Below are 17,129 nucleotides of genomic sequence, written 5' to 3' on the forward strand. Positions count from 1 at the left end.
GAGCCGTGGGTGCTCACTCGGTGTCGGTGTAGTCCAGGAAGTCGGCGATGGCGGGGATGCCGCGGCGGCGGGCGAGTTTCTTGCGCAGGTCTTCCAGCGTGCTGGTGCCGCGCGCGGAGGTGACGCCTCCCATCCGGTCGACGGCGTCGTGCGCGGTGGCCACGGCGGCGTCGACATCTCCGAGACCGAGGTGGGCTTCGGCGAGCCGGGCCAGGTAGATGGCGTGACCGCGGGGGAAGGCGTCGCCGTTGTACGCCTCCTGGCTGGTGTGGACGGCGGAGGCTTCCAGGAAGTGGACGACTGCCCGCTTGGGGTTGCCCAGGTTCAGGGCGGAGCTGCCGATGAGCTGGTGGGCCTCACCGAGGTTGTACCAGTACACGCACGGCAGATCGTCCTCGATGGGTCCGGCGTGCTCGTAGGCGTCCAGGGCGGCGTTGGCGGCCCGGTCAGCGGCCCGGGCGTCGCCGGCGTGCGCGTGGGCCCGGCAGGCTCGGGCGTGGAGCATGGAGGTCAGGCGGGCTGATCCGGTCCTCGGCGCCTGCGACAGGGCCGCTTCGACGAGGTCGACCGCGCCCCGGGGGTCCCCGGTGGAGTAGTGCTGGATGGCCCAGAACGCGAGGGTGTTCGCTGCGACCACGTGATCGTCGGCACTGGCGGCGGCCCGCAGGGCGGTGGAGTAGTGGCGTTCGGCGGCAGCCGCCTTCCCGCTGTCGTAGGCCGTCCAGCCCGCGCTGCGGGACGCCTCTGCCGCCGCCGCGAACAAGCGGCGCTCCACACCTTCGCCGAAGGACGCGTTCTTGAGGGTGGCCCTGATCATGCGGAGTTCGGTGCGGGCCGCGTCGTAGACGTCGCCGGAGCCGACGGTGTCATCGAGCCGGCGCAGGCTCTCAAGACGGCGCTCGAAGTGGTCGGGGACGTCGTCGCCGATCCGGCTGCCCGCAGTGGGGCCGGCCCCCGCCGGTGCGGCGGCTGACCATTGGGCCACGGTGGTGCCCAGGGTGACGGATGTGGTGATCAGAAACTTCCTGCGGTCCACCGGACCTCCTGTGATCTCCAGTGCCTGCACCGCCCCCGTGGTCGTCCACGGGAGGGTGAAGAGGGTGTGGTCCGGCAGGGCCAGCAGCAGCCAGCCCGGCCAGCCGTGGGCGTGGATCGCCTCGGGCGGGATACCTTCGAGCGCGGCCATGGCGAGCTGGGTGTGGTAGCTGGGCGCGTAGACGCCCGCGATCCACCGGGACGCCTTCTCCTTGCGGTACGCCATCTGCCCGTACCCCATGCGCTGGTGCTGCTCGGCAACACGGAGCAGGTACGCCTCGGCCTTCGTCCCGCGCACGGCCAGCAGGTAGGCCAGCGGGTGGCGTTCGGCTGCGTCAGTGGTCACGGACCCATCCCTTTCGCGGGCGCGGGCGACACCAGTCTTCCGGCTCCCGGCGGGCGGGGGAAGGCCGCCCGGGGTGAACGGCAACCGGCGGCAACGACCCGCAACAGGCGGCAACGCCACCGCTCTGTGAGGCAGTTGGCGCCTGCGGTGTCCTTGCACGGCTGCCCGACAGGGCCGCGCTTCGACGACGTGTCAGGAGGACTTGATGGCGACCACATTCCCCACAGCCGTCACGGCGGCGCAGACCGGCCCCGGGCGGGCGGAGGTGCTTGACCAGGTTGCCCGGCTGGTCGACGTGGAGGAGTCCGCGATCGAACAGATGCGGGCCGAGGCGCTGGGAGCGCCGACGCGCGGCGCCGTCGCGTACGGCGAGTACCAGTCCGGCGGCTGGTGGACCACGTCGCTGCTGAACCACTCCGGTGACCCGCACGACGTCGTCATCGGCGACGGCCGCCCCAGGCCCACCTCCTTACTGGAAGAGATGCCGGCCACCGCGCGGTTCCTCGACTCGCTGGGGCTCAACTTCATGTACGTGCGCCTCGCCCGCCTGGAGCCGCACTCCTACCTGTGGGAACACCGCGACTACGCGGAACTGCGGGAGACCGGCCGGCACCGCCTGCACATCCCGCTCGTCACCAACCCCTCTGCCGTCCTGGTCACCGCCGGCGCCCGAGTGCACATGGCGGCCGGGGCGCTGTGGCGGCTGACGCCCTCGCAGGCCCACGGAGTCTGCAACACCACCGGCCCGGACCGGCTCCACCTGATCGCCGACGTATACGCGGACGACGCCTATGAGGCGCTCGCGGCCCGCCCGCACCTGCGAGACGGGGACGCGATGGACCTGCCGGAGATGACGGCGGCGGAGCGGGCCGGGCTGCTGGAGAAGGCCGGACAGCTCGCGGAGCTCGGCTTCACCGGCGCGGCGGAACAGACGCTGCTGCGCGCCTTCTACGCCTACGCCCTGCCGGAGGGCGGCGCGTACGACCTGATCGCCGAACTCCACGCGGGCCGCCGCGCGGACGCCGACGTGAGCCGGTGGCGGGCGGCGAAAGCGCACTTGCTCGCCCGCCCCTGACCCTGCCCTGATCCCTTCATCCGAGAGGACACCGCATGCCCACCGCCGTTCTTCCGCCCACCGAGCTGACACCGCTGGAGGAGCTGGCTCACGCCCACCGGCCTGCGCAGCTCGCCGTCCTGGGCGACCTGGTCCAGGCCCTGTCGGCCACCACGGCCGTGACGCACCTGCTGGTGCGAGGCTCGCTCGCCACCGGCACCGCGGACCGGTTATCCGACGTCGACCTGGTCGTCGCCGTCCGCGACGACCGGCTGCCCGCCCTGATGGACAGCCTGGACGCGCTGATGTCCACCACCTTCGGCACGCTGCTGCCCGGCTGGCGGGACACCATCGTCGGCAACCTGGGCGGCGCCGGGTTCGTCTACCTGCTGCCGCACGACGGCCACCTGCTGCAACTGGATCTGTACCTGTGCCCGACCAGCGCGGTCGGGGCGCTGTGCCGCAGGATCGGCCCCCGGCTGCTGTGGCAGGGCCCCGGCGCCGACGACCTCGCCGACGCCGGCACCCAGCAGCGCACGGTGCAGGAACTCGCCCGCGCGGCACAGGCGCCGGCGGACTGCAGCCATCTGCTGGTCCAGGCGATGGTGCTGCACGCGATGCTCCGCAAGCGCCTGGCGAGGGGCCAGCAGTACATCGCCTACGGCCTCCTGCACGACCTCAACGCCACCTGCCGGGACGTTATCCGCACCGCGCTGGTCCCGCACTCCCGGCACCACGGCTGGTACCACCTGCCCGACGAAGTCGGCCGGACCGCCACCGGCCGCGAGTGCCTGACCGAGCTGACCGAGGCGCTGACCAGCCCGCCGGTCCCCACCGTGGCGCAGGCCGACGACGCCCTGGAGCGCATCGTGCGCCTCGCGCAGCGGATCGCCCCGCACGCCACCGACGCGCTGACCAACGAGATCACCGCGTACCGCGCCTACCAGCAGCACGAGGAAGGACTGGCATGACCCGCACCGACCATGCCCCGGACCTGACCGTGGCCCTGTTCGCCGGGGTCGTCCCGCCGGACGGCGAGGAACCGTTAGCGCAGGCTGCCGGCGCCGCCCTGGCCCAAGCCGGGTACGCCCTGCGGCACGGTGGCTACAACGGACTGATGGAGGCCGCCGCGCGCGGCGCCGCACCCCACCGCGTGCCGGTCACCGCGATCACGCTGGCCGACCGGCCCGACTGGGGAGCGCTCAACCCGTTCGTCACCACCACCGTGTACGCCCCGACCATGGGGGAGCGGCTGCACGCCTACCTCGACGACGCGGACCTGGTCGTCGCGATGGGCGGCGGCGTGGGCACGCTGCACGAACTCACCGCCGCCCTGTACTACGCCACCACGATCCGCTCCCTGCCCATACGGCTGCTCGGGCCCACCGCGTGCCGCCTGAGTACGTTCCTGCGGGCGGAGGGATGGCTGACCGAGAGCCCCACCCGGCCGCTCGGCTTCCTGCGGGAGCTCCCCGACGCCGAAGCGCTCGCCGCCGACCTCAAGGCTCTCGCCGCCGGGCGGTGCGCGCCATGACTCCGTCCACCACCCTCTTCGCGGAGAGGATCGCCGCCGTCGCCTACCGGCCGGGCCCCTACCGGCTCCCCGACGGCGGCACGCTCGACAGCTACTTCGACCCCTACCGGCTGGCCGGCGACCCTCAGCTGCTGACGGAGACCGCGGCCGCGCTCGCGGCTCTGCTGCCCGACGGCACCGAGGCCCTGGCCGGTCCGGCGCTGGCCGGGGTCCCGCTGGTCACGGCGGTGTCCCTGCACACCGGTCTGCCCGCCGCCTTCCTGCGCCCGGCACCGAAGGACCACGGCACGTGGCAGCAGATCGAGGGCGCCGACCTGGAGGGCCGGCGGACGGTCCTGCTGGACGACACCGCCCGCAGCGGCACCAGCCTCCTGCGCAGCGCCCGACTGCTGCGCATCGGCGGCGCGCTGGTCGCTACGGCCGTGTGCGTCCTGGACCGGGACGCGGGCGCCGCCGCCCTGCTCGCCGACCACCACCTGGTCCTGTGCGCCCTGGTCCGAGACCCGGACGGTGCCCGGTGACGGACTCCCGCCAAGCGGCACTGTTCGACCTTGACGGGGTGCTCCTGGACAGCGCCGACGCGGTGCGCTCCACCCTCGCGGCGGTCGCCACCTGCGCTCTCGGGCGCCGGGTGACGCCGGGCGACCTTCCGCCCGGGGCGCTGCGCCGCCCCCGCATCGAGGTCCTGGCGCTCCTGGACGTCGCCGATCCCGACGACGCGTGCGACCGCTGGTGGGACGGCGCCATGTCGGCCAACCCCGTGAAGCCGTTCCCCTGCGTGCTCTCCGGCCTGCTGGCCCTGCGCGCACAGGGCACGGCCACCGGCGCGGTCACCCTCCAGGACCCCGACCGCCTGCGGTGGCTGCTGCCGCCGGCGGTGGCCGAACTGCTGGACGTCGTCATCACCCGCCAGGACACCCGGCCCAAACCGGCCCCTGACGGACTGCACGCCGCCCTGCGCCAGCTGGACGTCCCACCGGAGGCCGCGGTGTACGTCGGGGACAGCCCCACCGACATGACCGCGGCCCGAGCCGCCGGAGTCGTCGCGCTCGGAGCAGTGTGGGGCTGGCACCCTCCCGCAGCCCTGCGCGCCGCCGGGGCTGATCACCTCCTGCCCGAGCCCGCCAGCATCGGGCCGTCCCTGCTGCACCACCTGCCCCTAATCGGCAGCACGTGACCCAACCGGGCCACTACAGTGGAGGGGCGCCCCTACGGGCGCCCCTTTGCACTTCTGCACTCAGAGGACACAGGCGAATGCGCGTGATGCGGCGACGAGCGCCCGGCGTCGAGCTGGAGCACTGAGAGAGCGGTTCCCCGCTCCTCAGCCCCGACTCGCGGTCCGGCTCGGCGCGCACCCCATCACCCCGCCACCCGTTTCCCGGACCTCTGAAAGCTGCCCCGATGCCTGTACCGCCCACCAGCGGCCGCCTGCAATGGACCGACGTCCCCACGCCCCTGCGCGCCCGCCTCGAAGACGCCCTCGGCGCACCCGTCACCGACACGGTCACCCCCTCTGGCGGCTTCGGCCACCAGCTCGCCGCCGCGCTCACCCTGGCCGACGGCCAACGGGCCTTCGTCAAGGCGGCCCCCGACGACGACCCGCTGACCGACGCCAACGTCCACGAAGCCGCCGTCCTCGGCTCGCTGCCGCCCGGGGCCCCGGCCCCGGATCTGCTGGGCATCCACTGCGCCGCCGACTGGACCGCCGTCGTCATCGCCCACCTGGACGGCCCGCACCCCGACTTCTCCCCGGCCTCCGGCGACGCCGAACAGACCTGGGCTCTGCTGGACAAGCTCACCTCCAGCCCTGCCCCGGCCCCGTACGCCGCAGCGGTGAACGGCACACCCTCCACCACGGCGGCCCTGCACGGCTGGGACGAACTGCTCGCCGATCCGCCGGCTGACCTCGCCCCCGCCGCCCGTGACCGCCTGGAGCCGCTCGCCGAACTCGAGGCGGCCTGGCCCGGCCTCGCCCACGGCGACCGCATCGTCCACGGCGACCTGCGGGCCGACAACATGGTCCGCGACCACCACCTTGGCGTGACCTTCGTGGACTGGGCACACGCCACCACCGGTCCGGCCTGCATCGACGCGGCCTCGCTAGCCCCACAGCTCATCCTCGCCGGACACGCGCCCGCCGACGTCGCCCGGCTGCTCCGCGACCACCCCGCCACCGCTGGCAGCCCCGAGACCACCACCGCGTTCCTCGCCGCGCTCACCGGCCACTGGCACCGCAACGCCCGCCAGCCCGCACCCCCCGGCGCCCCCGGACTGCGCGCCTACCAGCACCGCGCTGCGGCAGCCGGCCTCGCGCTCCTCAGCTACCGCTTGGGCTGAAACCGCGGCTGTCCCGCTCTCGTGTCAGTGGCCGGTCGGCCCCGTGTCAGCAACGTGGGCATCTCGTGGGCCGCCGACGCGGGCCGGGTCGGCCAGCACGGTCTGGAGATCGTCATGGCCGTCGCCCAGGGCTTCGAAGCGCAGCGGGAGCCGGTCGGCAAGCGCATCACCGCCCGCATCGCCCTCCTGGACGACCCCGGCGGCGCCATCACCGGACGTCGGCCCCTGTAGACGCCGCAGACCACCCTCAGTCAGACGGGGCGTGAGGCAGCGTGGCGGACCAGCGCTGCGTGCAGCTCCCCAAGAAGGACATCAGGCAGCGCCGCGCCCTGACCGTGTTTGAGGACCTGTTCAGCGACCTGGGTCAGCTTGAGGTTGGTGTGCTGGGAGACCTGCCGCAGCACCGTGAAGCCGTCGCACGGGGGTATCTGTCCCAGGACGGTCAGGACGCCGATGGCCTGGTCGACGACGGCGTGCGAGGCGAGGGCCAGCTGCAGCTGCCGGTTCTCCACCCGCAACCGTTCCAGCTCTTCCATCAGCTCATCGGCCGACCCCGATGCGGACTGCGGACGGGGATGGACGGATGAGGCCAAGGCAATCACCAGGAAAGACAGCGGACAGGGGCACCCTCACACGCCTGCCCCGCTTCCCCGTCAGCATCCATCCGAGGCCACGGGCTGCCATGAGTGGGGAACCGTCGCCATCTCCGCGGACCTCGATGAACGTTGCTCGCTCCCACTTACAGAATCAGGCGTGTCTGCCGCCTGGATACACTGCCCCGCTGGGAGGAGCTTTTCCTCCGCCCGTGCCGGGACGGTCGGCAGGCGGCTTGATGTGAAGGAGTCCGAGCGTGGATGCCCCACATGTGGCGGGCGGACCCGCCCCGGTCCCAGGGAGAGCCGTGTTGGAGGTGAACCCGTTGCCCGGTCGCTCCGGGATACGTGCCCGCGGTGAGATCAGCGCCCTCACTCGCCCGTCTTGGGAGCAGGCCCTCTCCGAGCTGGCCCGGCGGCACGCGGGCGTGTCGTACGTCGAGCTGTCGGATGTGGCGTTCGTCGACGTGGCCGGGGTAACCGCGCTGGCGGTCACCGCTATGAACCTGCGCGACGGGAGGGTTGTGGTCGAGAATCCGCCGCCGCAGCTTCCGCGGGTGTTGGAGATGTTCTGGCCGGGCCTGGACCGGATCGAGGTGGCTCTGTGATGAGCACGGTGACCACCCACGAGGCGTTCGTGCACCCTGCCCTTTTCTACCGCACCGAGCAGGAGTACATGCGGCAGACGGTGGCCTTCCTGCGCGAGGGCCTGAACAACGGCGAGCCGATGGCCGTGGCGGTGCCCGGCCCCAATCTGGAGCTGATCAAGGCAGGTCTGGGCGGGGACGCCGAGGGCATCCTGTTCCTGGACATGACCGAGGCCGGCCGCAACCCGGGGCGGATCATCCCCAAGGTGCTGCGCGGATTCGCCGACGCCCACCCCAAGGGACGTGTGCGGATCATCGGCGAGCCGATCTGGGCCGGGCGCAGCGCGGTGGAGTACCCGGCGTGCGCGCAGCACGAGGCGCTGATCAACGCCGCGTTCGAGGGCCGGGCGGTGACGATCCTGTGCCCCTACGACGAGGTGCGCCTGGATCCGCAGGTGGTCGCCGATGCGCGGGTTACCCACCCGACCCTCATCAGCGGGGAGGGCCGTGAATCGGTCAGCGACGTCTACGACTGGCAGGCGGTCGTCGATCGGTACAACCAGGAGCTGCCGACGGTGCCGGATGCCGCGGCCTTCGCCTACGGTGGTGAGGACCTTCCGGCGGTCCGCCAGTTCGCTCTCGCTCAGGCGATGCGGCTGGGCCTGGTGGGGGAGCGGCTGATGGATGTGGAGCTGGCGGTCGCGGAGCTGACGACCAACAGCGTGGTGCACGGCGGAGGCCGCGGGACACTCGCCATCTGGGCCGAGCAGGGGCAGCTGGTGTGCGAGGTCCGCGATGCGGGCCGGCTGACCGATCCGCTGGCCGGCCGCCGCCCGCCGGAGCACGGCCAGCTGGGCGGCCGGGGCCTGATGCTGGTCCACTACGTGGCCGACCTGGTGCGCGTGCACACCGGCGACGACGGCACGACCGTGCGCTTCTACCTCAGCTTGTGACAGCGCGAGTGGGCGGCCACCCTGTCCGGGTGGCCGCCCGCCCCGCTTCTGTTTTTCACGCCGCAACCATCTACGATTCCGGGCGGCGCCGGGGGGCCGGCCAGCGAGGGAGCGGGGCGCGCTCAGCCGGTTGCGCGTCGGCCGGGGCCTCCACGCCGTGCCGCCATCAGTGGGGCGGTGACGTCAGGCGGGGGATGTCGGCGGGGGAGAGGTCGGGGCGGGCGCGGTGCCAGCGTGCGGGGTGGCGCCAGCGGCTGGAGGCGTCGCGGGCGACGTCGACGCCGACTTCTACCACCAGCTCGGGTTCCACCAGCGTGACGTTCAGCTTTTCCTGGCTGCCCCACCCTGCGCTGAACGACCAGCCTGTCCACGGATGACCGCGCCGCCCCGGAGCGAGTATGTCGGCGACCGCAGCGCCTGCCGCCTGGGCGAGGGTGGTGGTGCGGCCGACGTACTGAAAGCGTCCTTCGATGTTGTACCTGCCGAGCAGCAGCGTGCGGGGAGCAACCAGGGAACCGGTGATCGCGCCGACGATCGCCTCGCTCGTCTCGCGGACCTTGTATTTCTGCCAGCCCCTCACCGAGGGCCGGTAGGCGCCGTTGAGTCTCTTGAAGACCACGCCCTCCATTCCGACCGACGCCCTGTCAGCCACTCGCGCACGACGTCGGCCTCGGTGGTCGACGGGCACAGCGCCCACGGCGCCGACAGTTGGCGGGCGGCGAAGACGGACTCCAGCGCGGCCCTGCGTCGCTGGTACGGCCAGGAGGTGGTGTCCGTCCCGGAGAGCCTGAGCAGATCGAAGGCGACGAAGTGGGCCGGCCATTCCTCCGCAGCTCGGGCCGCCCCGGCACCGCGCCGGGCAAGCCGGTTTTGCAGCCGCTCGAACGCGAGGCGGCCCGCGGCGTCCCATACGACCAGCTCGCCGTCCAGCGCGGTCGCGTCCGGCAGCTGCACGGCCCCGGCCACGACCTCCGGAAACGACGGCCCCATTTCGGTGCCGCGCCTGGAGCGCAGCACCACCTGGCCCGCCTCGACGGAGGCGAGAGCCCGAAATCCGTCCCACTTCGGCTCGCCCGCCCAGCCCGGCCGTAGCTCAGGCACGAGCACGGGGGTGGCCAGCATCGGCTCCGGCAGCGTCCACGTCACGCACCATGCCTTCCACCCAAGTCATCGGCCGCCCGAGTGACTGCCATGGCCGGATGGGTCTTGGGGGAACCCCGACCATGCCGTCTCTGGCGGCGTCCACGGCTGGTCAGCCGGTCACTGGGTCAAGCTCGCCCTCCGCCTGGTGCCCTGAGTCGAGTTCCTGACGCAGGTCCAGGAAGCAGGGCAGCCGCACGCCCGGCTCGCCGGGCTCCCGGGTCGTACGGGCCGCCGGCGCGCTGCGACCTCGCGGCTTCAGGGTCTGGCTTTGAAGCGGCTGAACATGTCCGGGATGAACTGGAGGAGAAGCTTCTTGGCGTCCTCGGGTTGTTTCAGTTCGTCGTGGCCGAAGCGGAAGACTTCGTACCCCCTGAGCTTGAGATCCCGGTCGGCGGCGACCATGTCCGCGTATTTGGCGGTGTCGGGGGTACGGCCGTTGTCGCGCGTGTAGTGCTGCACTCCGTCGACCTCCAGGACGACACGCTGTCCGTAGGGCAGCAGCAGAAGGAAGTCCATGCGGGAACGCAGCAGCGCTTCGGGGCCGCGCTCCTTGACGGTTTTGGGATCCCAGTGCAGCCATACTTCGGGCAGGAGAGCAAGGTCATCCGCGCAGAACGGGTGAGCCGTGCGGTAGGCCGTGAAGAGGTTTTTCTGACCCGCTGAGTTGCCCGGCAGGCTCCTGAGGAGCCGCTGGTAGAGATCTTCACCGGCGTCGCTCTCGCTGCTGAACTTGTGGGTGTCCTGCCACCAGCGGTGCAGGTCACGCCAACGCAGACCCTCGACAGGAACCTCCCGGTCATAGACAAGGGTGGCGCCCGGACGCCCACCGACTATCTCGATGTCGTTGTCCACCGAGGACCGGAAACGAATGTCCGGCTTCCCGAGGGAAGCGAAGATTATGTTCTTGGGCTTCCGGTTGCTGTGCAGCCGCGTCGACACCAGAGTGAACAGCGGATAGCCGCCATCGCTGCCGGTTCGCCGCAACTCGATCCCCTGGGCGCGGAGGTGATCGTTGATCGTGCTGGCTGTCTTCTCCTGCAGGTGCTCGTCCAAGAGAACATCCGCCGAGACCAGGCCTTCCAGGAAGCGGGCGAACCTGGCGTCTCCTGCCTCGAACGCACCGAGGCTCTCGAAAAGCCGCTCGGTCGACCAGTCCTCCTCATCGCGATTGCGGAAGACGTGCTTCTCGATGAGGTCCTTCAGCGTCACCGGCCGCGTCCCGTTCAGCAGCAGCGCGCTGAACTCGTCGAAGGAAAGGTCCGGTCCCTCGATCACCCAGAGGCGATCCAGCAGCCGCAGGAAGCGGTCAGGGTGCTGAGTGAGCTCCGGGAGATACAGGGCGCGCGCCAGTTCACGGCGGGCCTTCTTGGGGATGCCGGGTGGTGCGCCCTCTTCCCACAGCAGGTCTTCGAGCTGATGCCGGAGCGGCGGGCGCACAGGGAAGGGGAAATCCTGCTGCTGCAGGACGCGTTCAGCCAGTGGCGGCAGTTCCGTGTCGGGTACCTGCTGGAGGCTCTGTTCAACCCGGACCGACTTGCTGCCGGCGTCCTCAGGAATCGCTGGCATACCCAGTCGCTCGAAGGCCCGACTCAGCACGGTATGCGGCAGGTTGCTGAGAGGCGCGACGGCTGTGTCGAGCAGAGCGCGAAGCGCTGAACGATCGCTGCTGCCAACCATGGGCAGATGGTCGCAGAAACCGGGAGGATCCGGCAGTGGCCCTCACTGCGCACAAGGTGCCAGCCACCCTGTCGTGCACGTGCTGCTGAAGCGGACGGCGGGCCCCAGTGCCGACGTCGCGGGGGTCGCGACGCGCTCGTATCCGGGAGCTTCCACACGGATCGCGGCAGCATGGGAATCAATCCGTAGTTTTCAAGAGGTAGATCAAGATGCGCCCCAAGGACGGCAAGGTCGACACACGCCTTGCACACCTCCAGACCCTTCGCACCCGCATGCTCGCGGGCGTCAACCAGGTCATGCGCCAGATTTGGGAGCAAGGACAAAAGCCCGCCTCCGTCCGAGTCCGTCAGGCCTTCTACCGGCTTGACGAGATGAGGGCCTTGGAGGACGAGCGGAAGCCGCTCCCGACGGAGGAGCAGCCGTTCGCGGCCCGCATGGTCACCCCCAAAGGACTCCAGCTCCGGCTCATGCTGACGATGCTGTACGCCGCGCAGTGCGCCGTGGGGCCGGGGAAGCAGTGGGAGACCCCCTATCCCGTGGAGTCGACGCCGAAGCACCCGCTGTCATGGATGAGCTTGTCGGCCTCCATCAGCCAATACGCCGGTCCCGGTATCCAGTTGGCCTCCGAGGATGTCAACCGTCGACGCCAGCTCACGCAGGCCCTGAAGACGCTGGAGTCGATGGCGCTCGTACGGGCCAACACCGGACCAGGCCGCTTCAGCAGCGGTTTGCAGCTCCTCTGCGAGAACGGGACCAGCACCGTCAGCTCGGCCATCCCGTACACCGCCCCCCACGACACCGAGCCCTACGTGGAGATTCCCGTCGAGTTCTTCACCCGCGGCTGGGTGCACGTGCTCACTAACAGCGAGATCGCGGCCCTGCTCATGTGGTTCGACCGCCTCAAGTACACCGGCGTCGAGGTCGGCGCCGAGGAGGGCGACCCGCTCACCATCACCTACGTCACCGGCGACGTAAGGCAAGGCCTATACGGGTTGGGGCGGAAGGCCTACGAGACGCATCAGGCCCTCGACGCCTACCAGCTCCTCGACGTCATCAGGCCCGAGAAGCGCTACGACTCCGGCAAGTGGGAGGGATATTCGCAGGGGGAGTCGGACCTGCTGTGCCACCGAGTCTCCCTCGCCCCTGCCGGCTTCGACCGCGATGCGGGCGAGGTCGTGGAGAACGTGCTGGAGCGCCGAGATACCGGCGGATTCTGGGGACGCCCCATGTTCAGCACGCCGAAGCGCTTCGACCGCTTCCGGATGGTCTCTGGTGCCGAGTAGGGCGGGCGCGAGACTCTGTTCGGCACCCTGGCCCAGACCACACTCCACCTACCCTTCCAATACGCCGCTGGTTCTCCACACAGCGCCACGGCCCACGCTCGCCGGTCGCGTGCTCGAGACCACCGACGCTCCATGAGCCGGAGGATTGGCTCACGACCGGTGAAGCCGACTGGGGCCTGTACATCGCCGTGCACCGCGACCTGGTGACCGGCGTCGATCTGGCGGAGACCGCACCCGCCGCCGGTAGCTGCCAGCAGCACCGGTAGGGAGAAGAAGGGACGGGCGGGATTGGCGGCGCAGCCGCGGCGGGGATCGGGCCGCCGCTCAGCCGGTTGCGCGTCAGCACGGCCAGCACCATCCGGTCTCCGCTGCCCGCCAGCCAATGCGGCGCTTCCGCTCCGTTGCCACGCGTGTTCTTTGGGTGATCTACTGCGCTCAGAAGATCGCTGTTGGGGGGCAACATGCGTGCAGGCGGACAGTTTTCAACGGGCGGTGCGCTTGAGACCTGCGAGCTGATTCAGTGGTGACGCTCGCCCCTGCAGACGGAGGCCGACGCAGTCGACGGGGCTTCCTGTACCAGGACGCCGTCACTCTGCTCGACTGCCTCGACATGCTGGATGGGCGCTGGACAGAGGTCTCCTGGGAAGATCTGGAGGACATTCTCTGTCTTCGAGGGGACACTCCGGCCTACAGGCAGGTCAAGACAGTCGAAGGATCCAGCAAGTCACACAGCATCGCTGATGTGTGCAGAGCAGATCAGTCGAGGAAGCCTGAGAACCGTACTGCCGCCAGCAGCTATCTCGGCAAGCTCTTCCTGGACAAGCCGCTCCCGGATGGGTCTCGCTTCACCCTGATCGTCAATGAACCCCCGGCGGCTGACCTCTACCAGTTCGTCTGCCATAGAGAAGACCGTCCCCAGCCAGTGACGGGCGTCAATCGCGATAAAATAGTTGAAAAGCTCGCAAGTCTACAGTTGCCCGACGGCCGGGACGCTGCCTGGTGTGTAGACCGTCTGGACGTCCTGGTTGCGCCACGCACCGTCGACGAGGTCGAGAACGAAGCCTTCTGGCGCCTGTACCCGCTCGTGCGCGATTACCTCGGGCAGGATCCGATGGTGCCGGAGGTAGACAACGTCCTAAAGCAACTCGTCTCTGTCCATATCGGGCGCAGCGCAGCAGGACGGACCCCGAGACGGCACACGGCGGACGATTTCCGCCAGGTGCTCGAGGACTGCATCCGGAAGAACACAGGACAGCGCAGCGATGGCAGCACTGAACGCCTGATGACGCTCACTCAGAAGCTGCAGCCGACCGGGGTTACCGAAGCGGAAGCGGAGCGCCAGCACGAATCCCTACTGGAGTTTCGTCAGGCCCGCCGCAGGAGCGTTGGGCTGGGCCGACAACGTTTCGACAAGTTGTCGGACAAGGTGTTTGCGATCTGTCAGGTCACGTCCGCACGTCGACGAGGCGGCCTGATCGGGGCAGGAAGTCCCGCGTACATGGCGACGGTGCAAGCCATCCTCGCGATGCCTGAAGTGGAGTCAGGAGAAGTAGAGATCAGCGACGCCCTTGCTGTCCTGAGTGACATCACCGCGCGCTGCCAGAATCGGTACGACGATGTCTCGTAAAATCGGCATCCAGGTCACTCCGCCCCTCCACCGGGTCTGGGACCCAGACGACTCCGTCGATTTCCACGCCTCCCGGCTACTGCTGCTCCTCAATCTGTGCGGCGACAATCCCGGACCCGGCATCGAAGGACGAACAAAGTTCGCAAAGCTTGACTTCTTTCTGCGCTACCCCGGCTTCCTTGAGCGAGCCCACGCGGCTCTGGCCGACGTCGTCGAACGCACTGACGCCTTCACGGCCGCAGACTCCGCTGAGATTGAAGCGCCGATGATCCGCTATCGGTACGGTCCCTGGGACCACCGGTATCGCCAGTTCCTGTCCTTTCTCACAGCACGGAACCTGGTCACGATCACCCGCGGCACCCCCGAGCGCGTCAAGCTGAGGCCGGCGGGCAAAGCAGCTGCTGGCCGGTTGGCTGAACTCGAGCACTTCCAGCCACTGGTCCAGCGCTGTCGGGCCATGCAAGGCAACCTGGCTCAGATGTCGGGCACCGATCTCAAAAACCTGATCTACGCGCTCTTCCCGGATGAAGTCGGCAACGCTCCCTTCCAGCAGGAGATCCGCCCATGAGCCAGGCACTCCACACGCCCGAGCGCGGAATCCGCATCGCCAACGTCAGACTCATCCACCACAGCGGCGTAATCGACGAGTACACCTTCGAATCAGGCAAGCTCAACATCCTGACGGGCGTACGCAACAGCTCCAAGACAACAACGCTGCGCGTAATCGACTACTGCCTGGGAGACCGAGGCAGTGCCACAAGCGCACTCAAGGCTGCTGTCGTCGACGCCTACCAGGCAGTATCCATTGAGATCAGGATCGACGGCCGGCCGTACACCATCACCAGACAGCTCATACGCGGTGTCCTGCACAAGGTCTACGTCAGCAACGGAAACGACGACACAGAACTGTCGGCGGACAGCTTCAGCGACTGGATCCTCGCCAAGTTGGGTTGGCCCACACTCACCATCCCACTCGGCCTCAACGCCGCGACAGCACCCCAGCTCACACCCTTGTCATTCCGGAACACCTTGCGCCACTTCTACCGAGACGAGGCCTCCTGGATCAGCTTCGCGAGCAAGGAACACGAGTACATGCGGCAAGCCGTGGTCAGCCAACTCCTGGGCTTCGCACCCGCGCGCTACAGCAACAAGAGGCAGGAGTTCGACCTCGCCCAGGCACAGCGCCAACTCAATGAGGCGCAGTCAGCCGACAGGCAAGCCAACGAGAGCACCGTGCAGGCCGTTACTGCGATCTCCGAGAGCCTCGAATTGCCCGTGGCGCGCTCCACAGAACAAGTCGCATCCGCCCGACGGCAAGTCGAGACGGAGCTCGCAGCGGTCCGCCGCCGTCGCCAGCAACTGACCGCCGAGATCGCCAGCGTCAAGACAGGCAACGCGATCAGCGGCAACCCGCCCGTGGGGTTCGACACGTCTCTCACGACTGCCTACCAAACCGTCACCAGCCACCTCAAGCGCGCAAGCGAGGACGTCGCCTCCCTCCGTGAAGTCAGCGCAGAGCATCAACGCTCAGCGCGCATGGTTCAGGCCGAGATTGGCCGCATGGAACGGCTCAGCACCTCTATCGAGGTCTTCGACGCGCTGCCGGTACGGATGTGCCCATCATGCGAACAGGACGTCGACCCCCACCGCGAGCACCCAGAAGGTGCTTGCCATCTTTGCTTCCAGTCCGTCGATGACGACAAGCGCCTGCGTCGGGCACAGATCGAGATCCGGTCTCTCAAGTCTGAACTGGAAGACCTGAACGAGGCCATCCAACGCACCACCAGCGATCTCACCGCAGCTGAGGCCTACCAAGGAGAGCTGCAGGCACACCAAGCACAGTTGGCCCAGCGCCTGAACGTTGAGCGGGCCGCACAGTTGGCTCCTTTCATGGCTGAGCTGGAGGACATCGCCGCCACCCTCGCCCGCATGGAGCAGAAGCTGTCAGCGTTCCCGGCCATCGAGGAAATCCTCCGCAGGCGCGACACCGCACGCCACGTTCTGCAGAACGCCGCGAAGCGCGTGCAAGAGATCAAGGAACGGCCAAACGCCGCCCAGCCGTCTAGCCTGACGCCCTCAGAACGATGTGCGCGCTTTGCGAAGCGGATGAACGACTTCCTCAGCCCCTACCGAACCACCCAGTGGGTCGAAGGGGATGTATCCATCCGCGACACCGACCTGACGTTCTACGTCGGCAGCCGCCCTTGGCATGACGCCCTAGGTGCCGCCCCAACTGTCCTGTTCTTCCTGGCCTATAGCTACGCCACCCTCTACCTCACGCACGACCTCGACCAGGAATGCGCCTTCCCCGGCTTGCTGCTCCTGGACAATCCCTATCAGCAGGGAGTGGACGAGCACGTCGTCATAGACGTCCTCACCAGAATCGCTGATGCAGCCGAGAACACCGGTACTCAGGTCATCAGCACGCAACAGCTGGTGCAGCCGAGACCACCGCGCGACCGTGGTTCGATCCGCGAACTGGTAATGCCCAACGTCTACGCCACTCCGTAGACGACCCCGGCAAAGGGGAGCGGAGGGACGCGCGCGTAGTACCGATGGGCACAGGGTCACGCCCACTCCACGTCGAGCTCCCGCAGGGCGGCCAGCTGGTCCTGGGCGAGCTTGTCCCGCCTCGATTTGATGTTCGAGATCCACACACCCAGCTTCACGACTACCGGCTCCGCCTCGCCGTCGACCGCGATCTCTTCGCTGTGGCCCCTCGGCACCGGCCGGTGGCCCTCCCGCTCCACCCACTGCGCGAGGGCCGCCAGCCCTCGCTGGAACGCCTGCGATGCCTTGCCCTGCCCCTTCGCACCCTTGGCGGCCGGGGCGGGAGACGGCGCCTTAGCGGGCGTGACGCCCAGATGGGACAGCCGCTCCTGCTGCTGTGACGGGTCGTTGGGTCTGCGGTGGTCGGGTTGTTATGGCTTGCTGTTTTGTGTTTCTGGTGGGGATTTGGG

The 17,129-nt window shown here is 69.1% G+C and carries 18 protein-coding genes and 2 pseudogenes; 13 read left to right on the forward strand and 7 right to left on the reverse strand.

All coding sequences use genetic code 11. The features are described 5' to 3' along the window. Positions 1-13 precede the first annotated feature (13 nt). Positions 14-1,381 carry a transcriptional regulator gene (locus tag ACFWBB_RS37170; protein WP_385281946.1) on the reverse strand — a complete coding sequence of 456 codons (1,368 nt, stop codon included), beginning with the start codon at positions 1,379-1,381 and terminating at the stop codon, positions 14-16. 205 nt (positions 1,382-1,586) lie between these two features. Here ACFWBB_RS37170 and ACFWBB_RS37175 point away from each other — a divergent pair, with 205 nt between their 5' ends. The 7 genes and pseudogenes from ACFWBB_RS37175 to ACFWBB_RS37205 form a co-directional block, all read left to right on the forward strand. Next, a complete protein-coding gene (locus ACFWBB_RS37175; protein ID WP_385281949.1) occupies positions 1,587-2,456 on the forward strand; it encodes an aspartyl/asparaginyl beta-hydroxylase domain-containing protein in 870 nt (289 codons plus the stop codon). A gap of 35 nt (positions 2,457-2,491) precedes the next feature. Next, the gene (locus tag ACFWBB_RS37180) at positions 2,492-3,406 is read left to right on the forward strand and encodes a nucleotidyltransferase domain-containing protein (protein ID WP_385281952.1); all 915 of its coding nucleotides are present in this window, start codon (positions 2,492-2,494) and stop codon (positions 3,404-3,406) included. Further along, positions 3,403-3,969, forward strand: a complete 567-nt coding sequence (locus ACFWBB_RS37185) for an LOG family protein (protein ID WP_385281955.1) — start codon at positions 3,403-3,405, stop codon at positions 3,967-3,969. Before ACFWBB_RS37180 ends, ACFWBB_RS37185 begins: the two co-directional genes overlap by 4 nt. After that, a complete protein-coding gene (locus ACFWBB_RS37190) occupies positions 3,966-4,490 on the forward strand; it encodes an orotate phosphoribosyltransferase (RefSeq protein WP_385281958.1) in 525 nt (174 codons plus the stop codon). Before ACFWBB_RS37185 ends, ACFWBB_RS37190 begins: the two co-directional genes overlap by 4 nt. Continuing rightward, a complete protein-coding gene (locus ACFWBB_RS37195) occupies positions 4,487-5,146 on the forward strand; it encodes an HAD family hydrolase (protein ID WP_385281961.1) in 660 nt (219 codons plus the stop codon). The genes ACFWBB_RS37190 and ACFWBB_RS37195 overlap by 4 nt, the downstream gene beginning before the upstream one ends. A gap of 224 nt (positions 5,147-5,370) precedes the next feature. Then, positions 5,371-6,306, forward strand: coding sequence for a phosphotransferase family protein (locus ACFWBB_RS37200; protein WP_385281964.1), 936 nt, complete (start codon positions 5,371-5,373; stop codon positions 6,304-6,306). Between the two features lie 60 nt (positions 6,307-6,366). Beyond that, a pseudogene (locus ACFWBB_RS37205) lies at positions 6,367-6,537 on the forward strand (ATP-binding protein); the annotation flags it as partial. 20 nt (positions 6,538-6,557) lie between these two features. Here ACFWBB_RS37205 and ACFWBB_RS37210 read toward each other — a convergent pair. Next, positions 6,558-6,842 (reverse strand): ANTAR domain-containing protein, encoded by a 285-nt coding sequence (locus ACFWBB_RS37210; RefSeq protein ID WP_385281966.1) that lies wholly within the window; start codon positions 6,840-6,842, stop codon positions 6,558-6,560. Positions 6,843-7,207: 365 nt separating this feature from the next. Here ACFWBB_RS37210 and ACFWBB_RS37215 point away from each other — a divergent pair, with 365 nt between their 5' ends. Both ACFWBB_RS37215 and ACFWBB_RS37220 read left to right on the forward strand, forming a co-directional pair. After that, positions 7,208-7,507, forward strand: coding sequence for an STAS domain-containing protein (locus ACFWBB_RS37215; protein WP_385281969.1), 300 nt, complete (start codon positions 7,208-7,210; stop codon positions 7,505-7,507). After that, positions 7,507-8,439, forward strand: a complete 933-nt coding sequence (locus ACFWBB_RS37220) for an anti-sigma factor RsbA family regulatory protein (protein WP_385281972.1) — start codon at positions 7,507-7,509, stop codon at positions 8,437-8,439. The genes ACFWBB_RS37215 and ACFWBB_RS37220 overlap by 1 nt, the downstream gene beginning before the upstream one ends. Before the next feature lie 166 nt (positions 8,440-8,605). Here ACFWBB_RS37220 and ACFWBB_RS37225 read toward each other — a convergent pair whose 3' ends face one another. The 4 genes from ACFWBB_RS37225 to ACFWBB_RS37240 all read right to left on the reverse strand — a co-directional run bounded on the left by ACFWBB_RS37225 (position 8,606) and on the right by ACFWBB_RS37240 (position 11,259). Next, a complete protein-coding gene (locus ACFWBB_RS37225; protein WP_385281975.1) occupies positions 8,606-9,058 on the reverse strand; it encodes an ATP-dependent DNA ligase in 453 nt (150 codons plus the stop codon). After that, positions 9,016-9,585 carry a hypothetical protein gene (locus ACFWBB_RS37230; protein ID WP_385281977.1) on the reverse strand — a complete coding sequence of 190 codons (570 nt, stop codon included), beginning with the start codon at positions 9,583-9,585 and terminating at the stop codon, positions 9,016-9,018. Before ACFWBB_RS37230 ends, ACFWBB_RS37225 begins: the two co-directional genes overlap by 43 nt. A gap of 106 nt (positions 9,586-9,691) precedes the next feature. After that, complete coding sequence (locus ACFWBB_RS37235; RefSeq protein ID WP_385281997.1) at positions 9,692-9,841, reverse strand: DUF6207 family protein; 150 nt, start codon at positions 9,839-9,841, stop codon at positions 9,692-9,694. Further along, complete coding sequence (locus ACFWBB_RS37240) at positions 9,838-11,259, reverse strand: hypothetical protein (protein WP_385281980.1); 1,422 nt, start codon at positions 11,257-11,259, stop codon at positions 9,838-9,840. The genes ACFWBB_RS37235 and ACFWBB_RS37240 overlap by 4 nt, the downstream gene beginning before the upstream one ends. A gap of 209 nt (positions 11,260-11,468) precedes the next feature. On the opposite strand from ACFWBB_RS37240, the gene ACFWBB_RS37245 reads away from it, so the two are divergent. The 4 genes from ACFWBB_RS37245 to ACFWBB_RS37260 all read left to right on the forward strand — a co-directional run bounded on the left by ACFWBB_RS37245 (position 11,469) and on the right by ACFWBB_RS37260 (position 16,680). Further along, complete coding sequence (locus tag ACFWBB_RS37245) at positions 11,469-12,542, forward strand: hypothetical protein (protein ID WP_385281982.1); 1,074 nt, start codon at positions 11,469-11,471, stop codon at positions 12,540-12,542. A gap of 523 nt (positions 12,543-13,065) precedes the next feature. Then, complete coding sequence (locus ACFWBB_RS37250) at positions 13,066-14,169, forward strand: dsDNA nuclease domain-containing protein (protein WP_385281985.1); 1,104 nt, start codon at positions 13,066-13,068, stop codon at positions 14,167-14,169. Further along, positions 14,159-14,737, forward strand: coding sequence for a hypothetical protein (locus ACFWBB_RS37255; RefSeq protein WP_385281988.1), 579 nt, complete (start codon positions 14,159-14,161; stop codon positions 14,735-14,737). The genes ACFWBB_RS37250 and ACFWBB_RS37255 overlap by 11 nt, the downstream gene beginning before the upstream one ends. After that, on the forward strand, positions 14,734-16,680 hold the full coding sequence (locus ACFWBB_RS37260) for a hypothetical protein (protein ID WP_385281991.1): 1,947 nt from the start codon (positions 14,734-14,736) through the stop codon (positions 16,678-16,680). Before ACFWBB_RS37255 ends, ACFWBB_RS37260 begins: the two co-directional genes overlap by 4 nt. A 56-nt stretch (positions 16,681-16,736) precedes the next feature. Here the strand turns inward: ACFWBB_RS37260 and ACFWBB_RS37265 are convergent. Beyond that, positions 16,737-17,057 (reverse strand): annotated as a pseudogene (locus ACFWBB_RS37265) (helicase associated domain-containing protein); the annotation flags it as partial. Between the last annotated feature and the right edge of the window lie 72 nt (positions 17,058-17,129).

It is taken from the genome of Streptomyces sp. NPDC060000 (genome assembly GCF_042737375.1).
Lineage (GTDB): Bacteria > Actinomycetota > Actinomycetes > Streptomycetales > Streptomycetaceae > Streptomyces.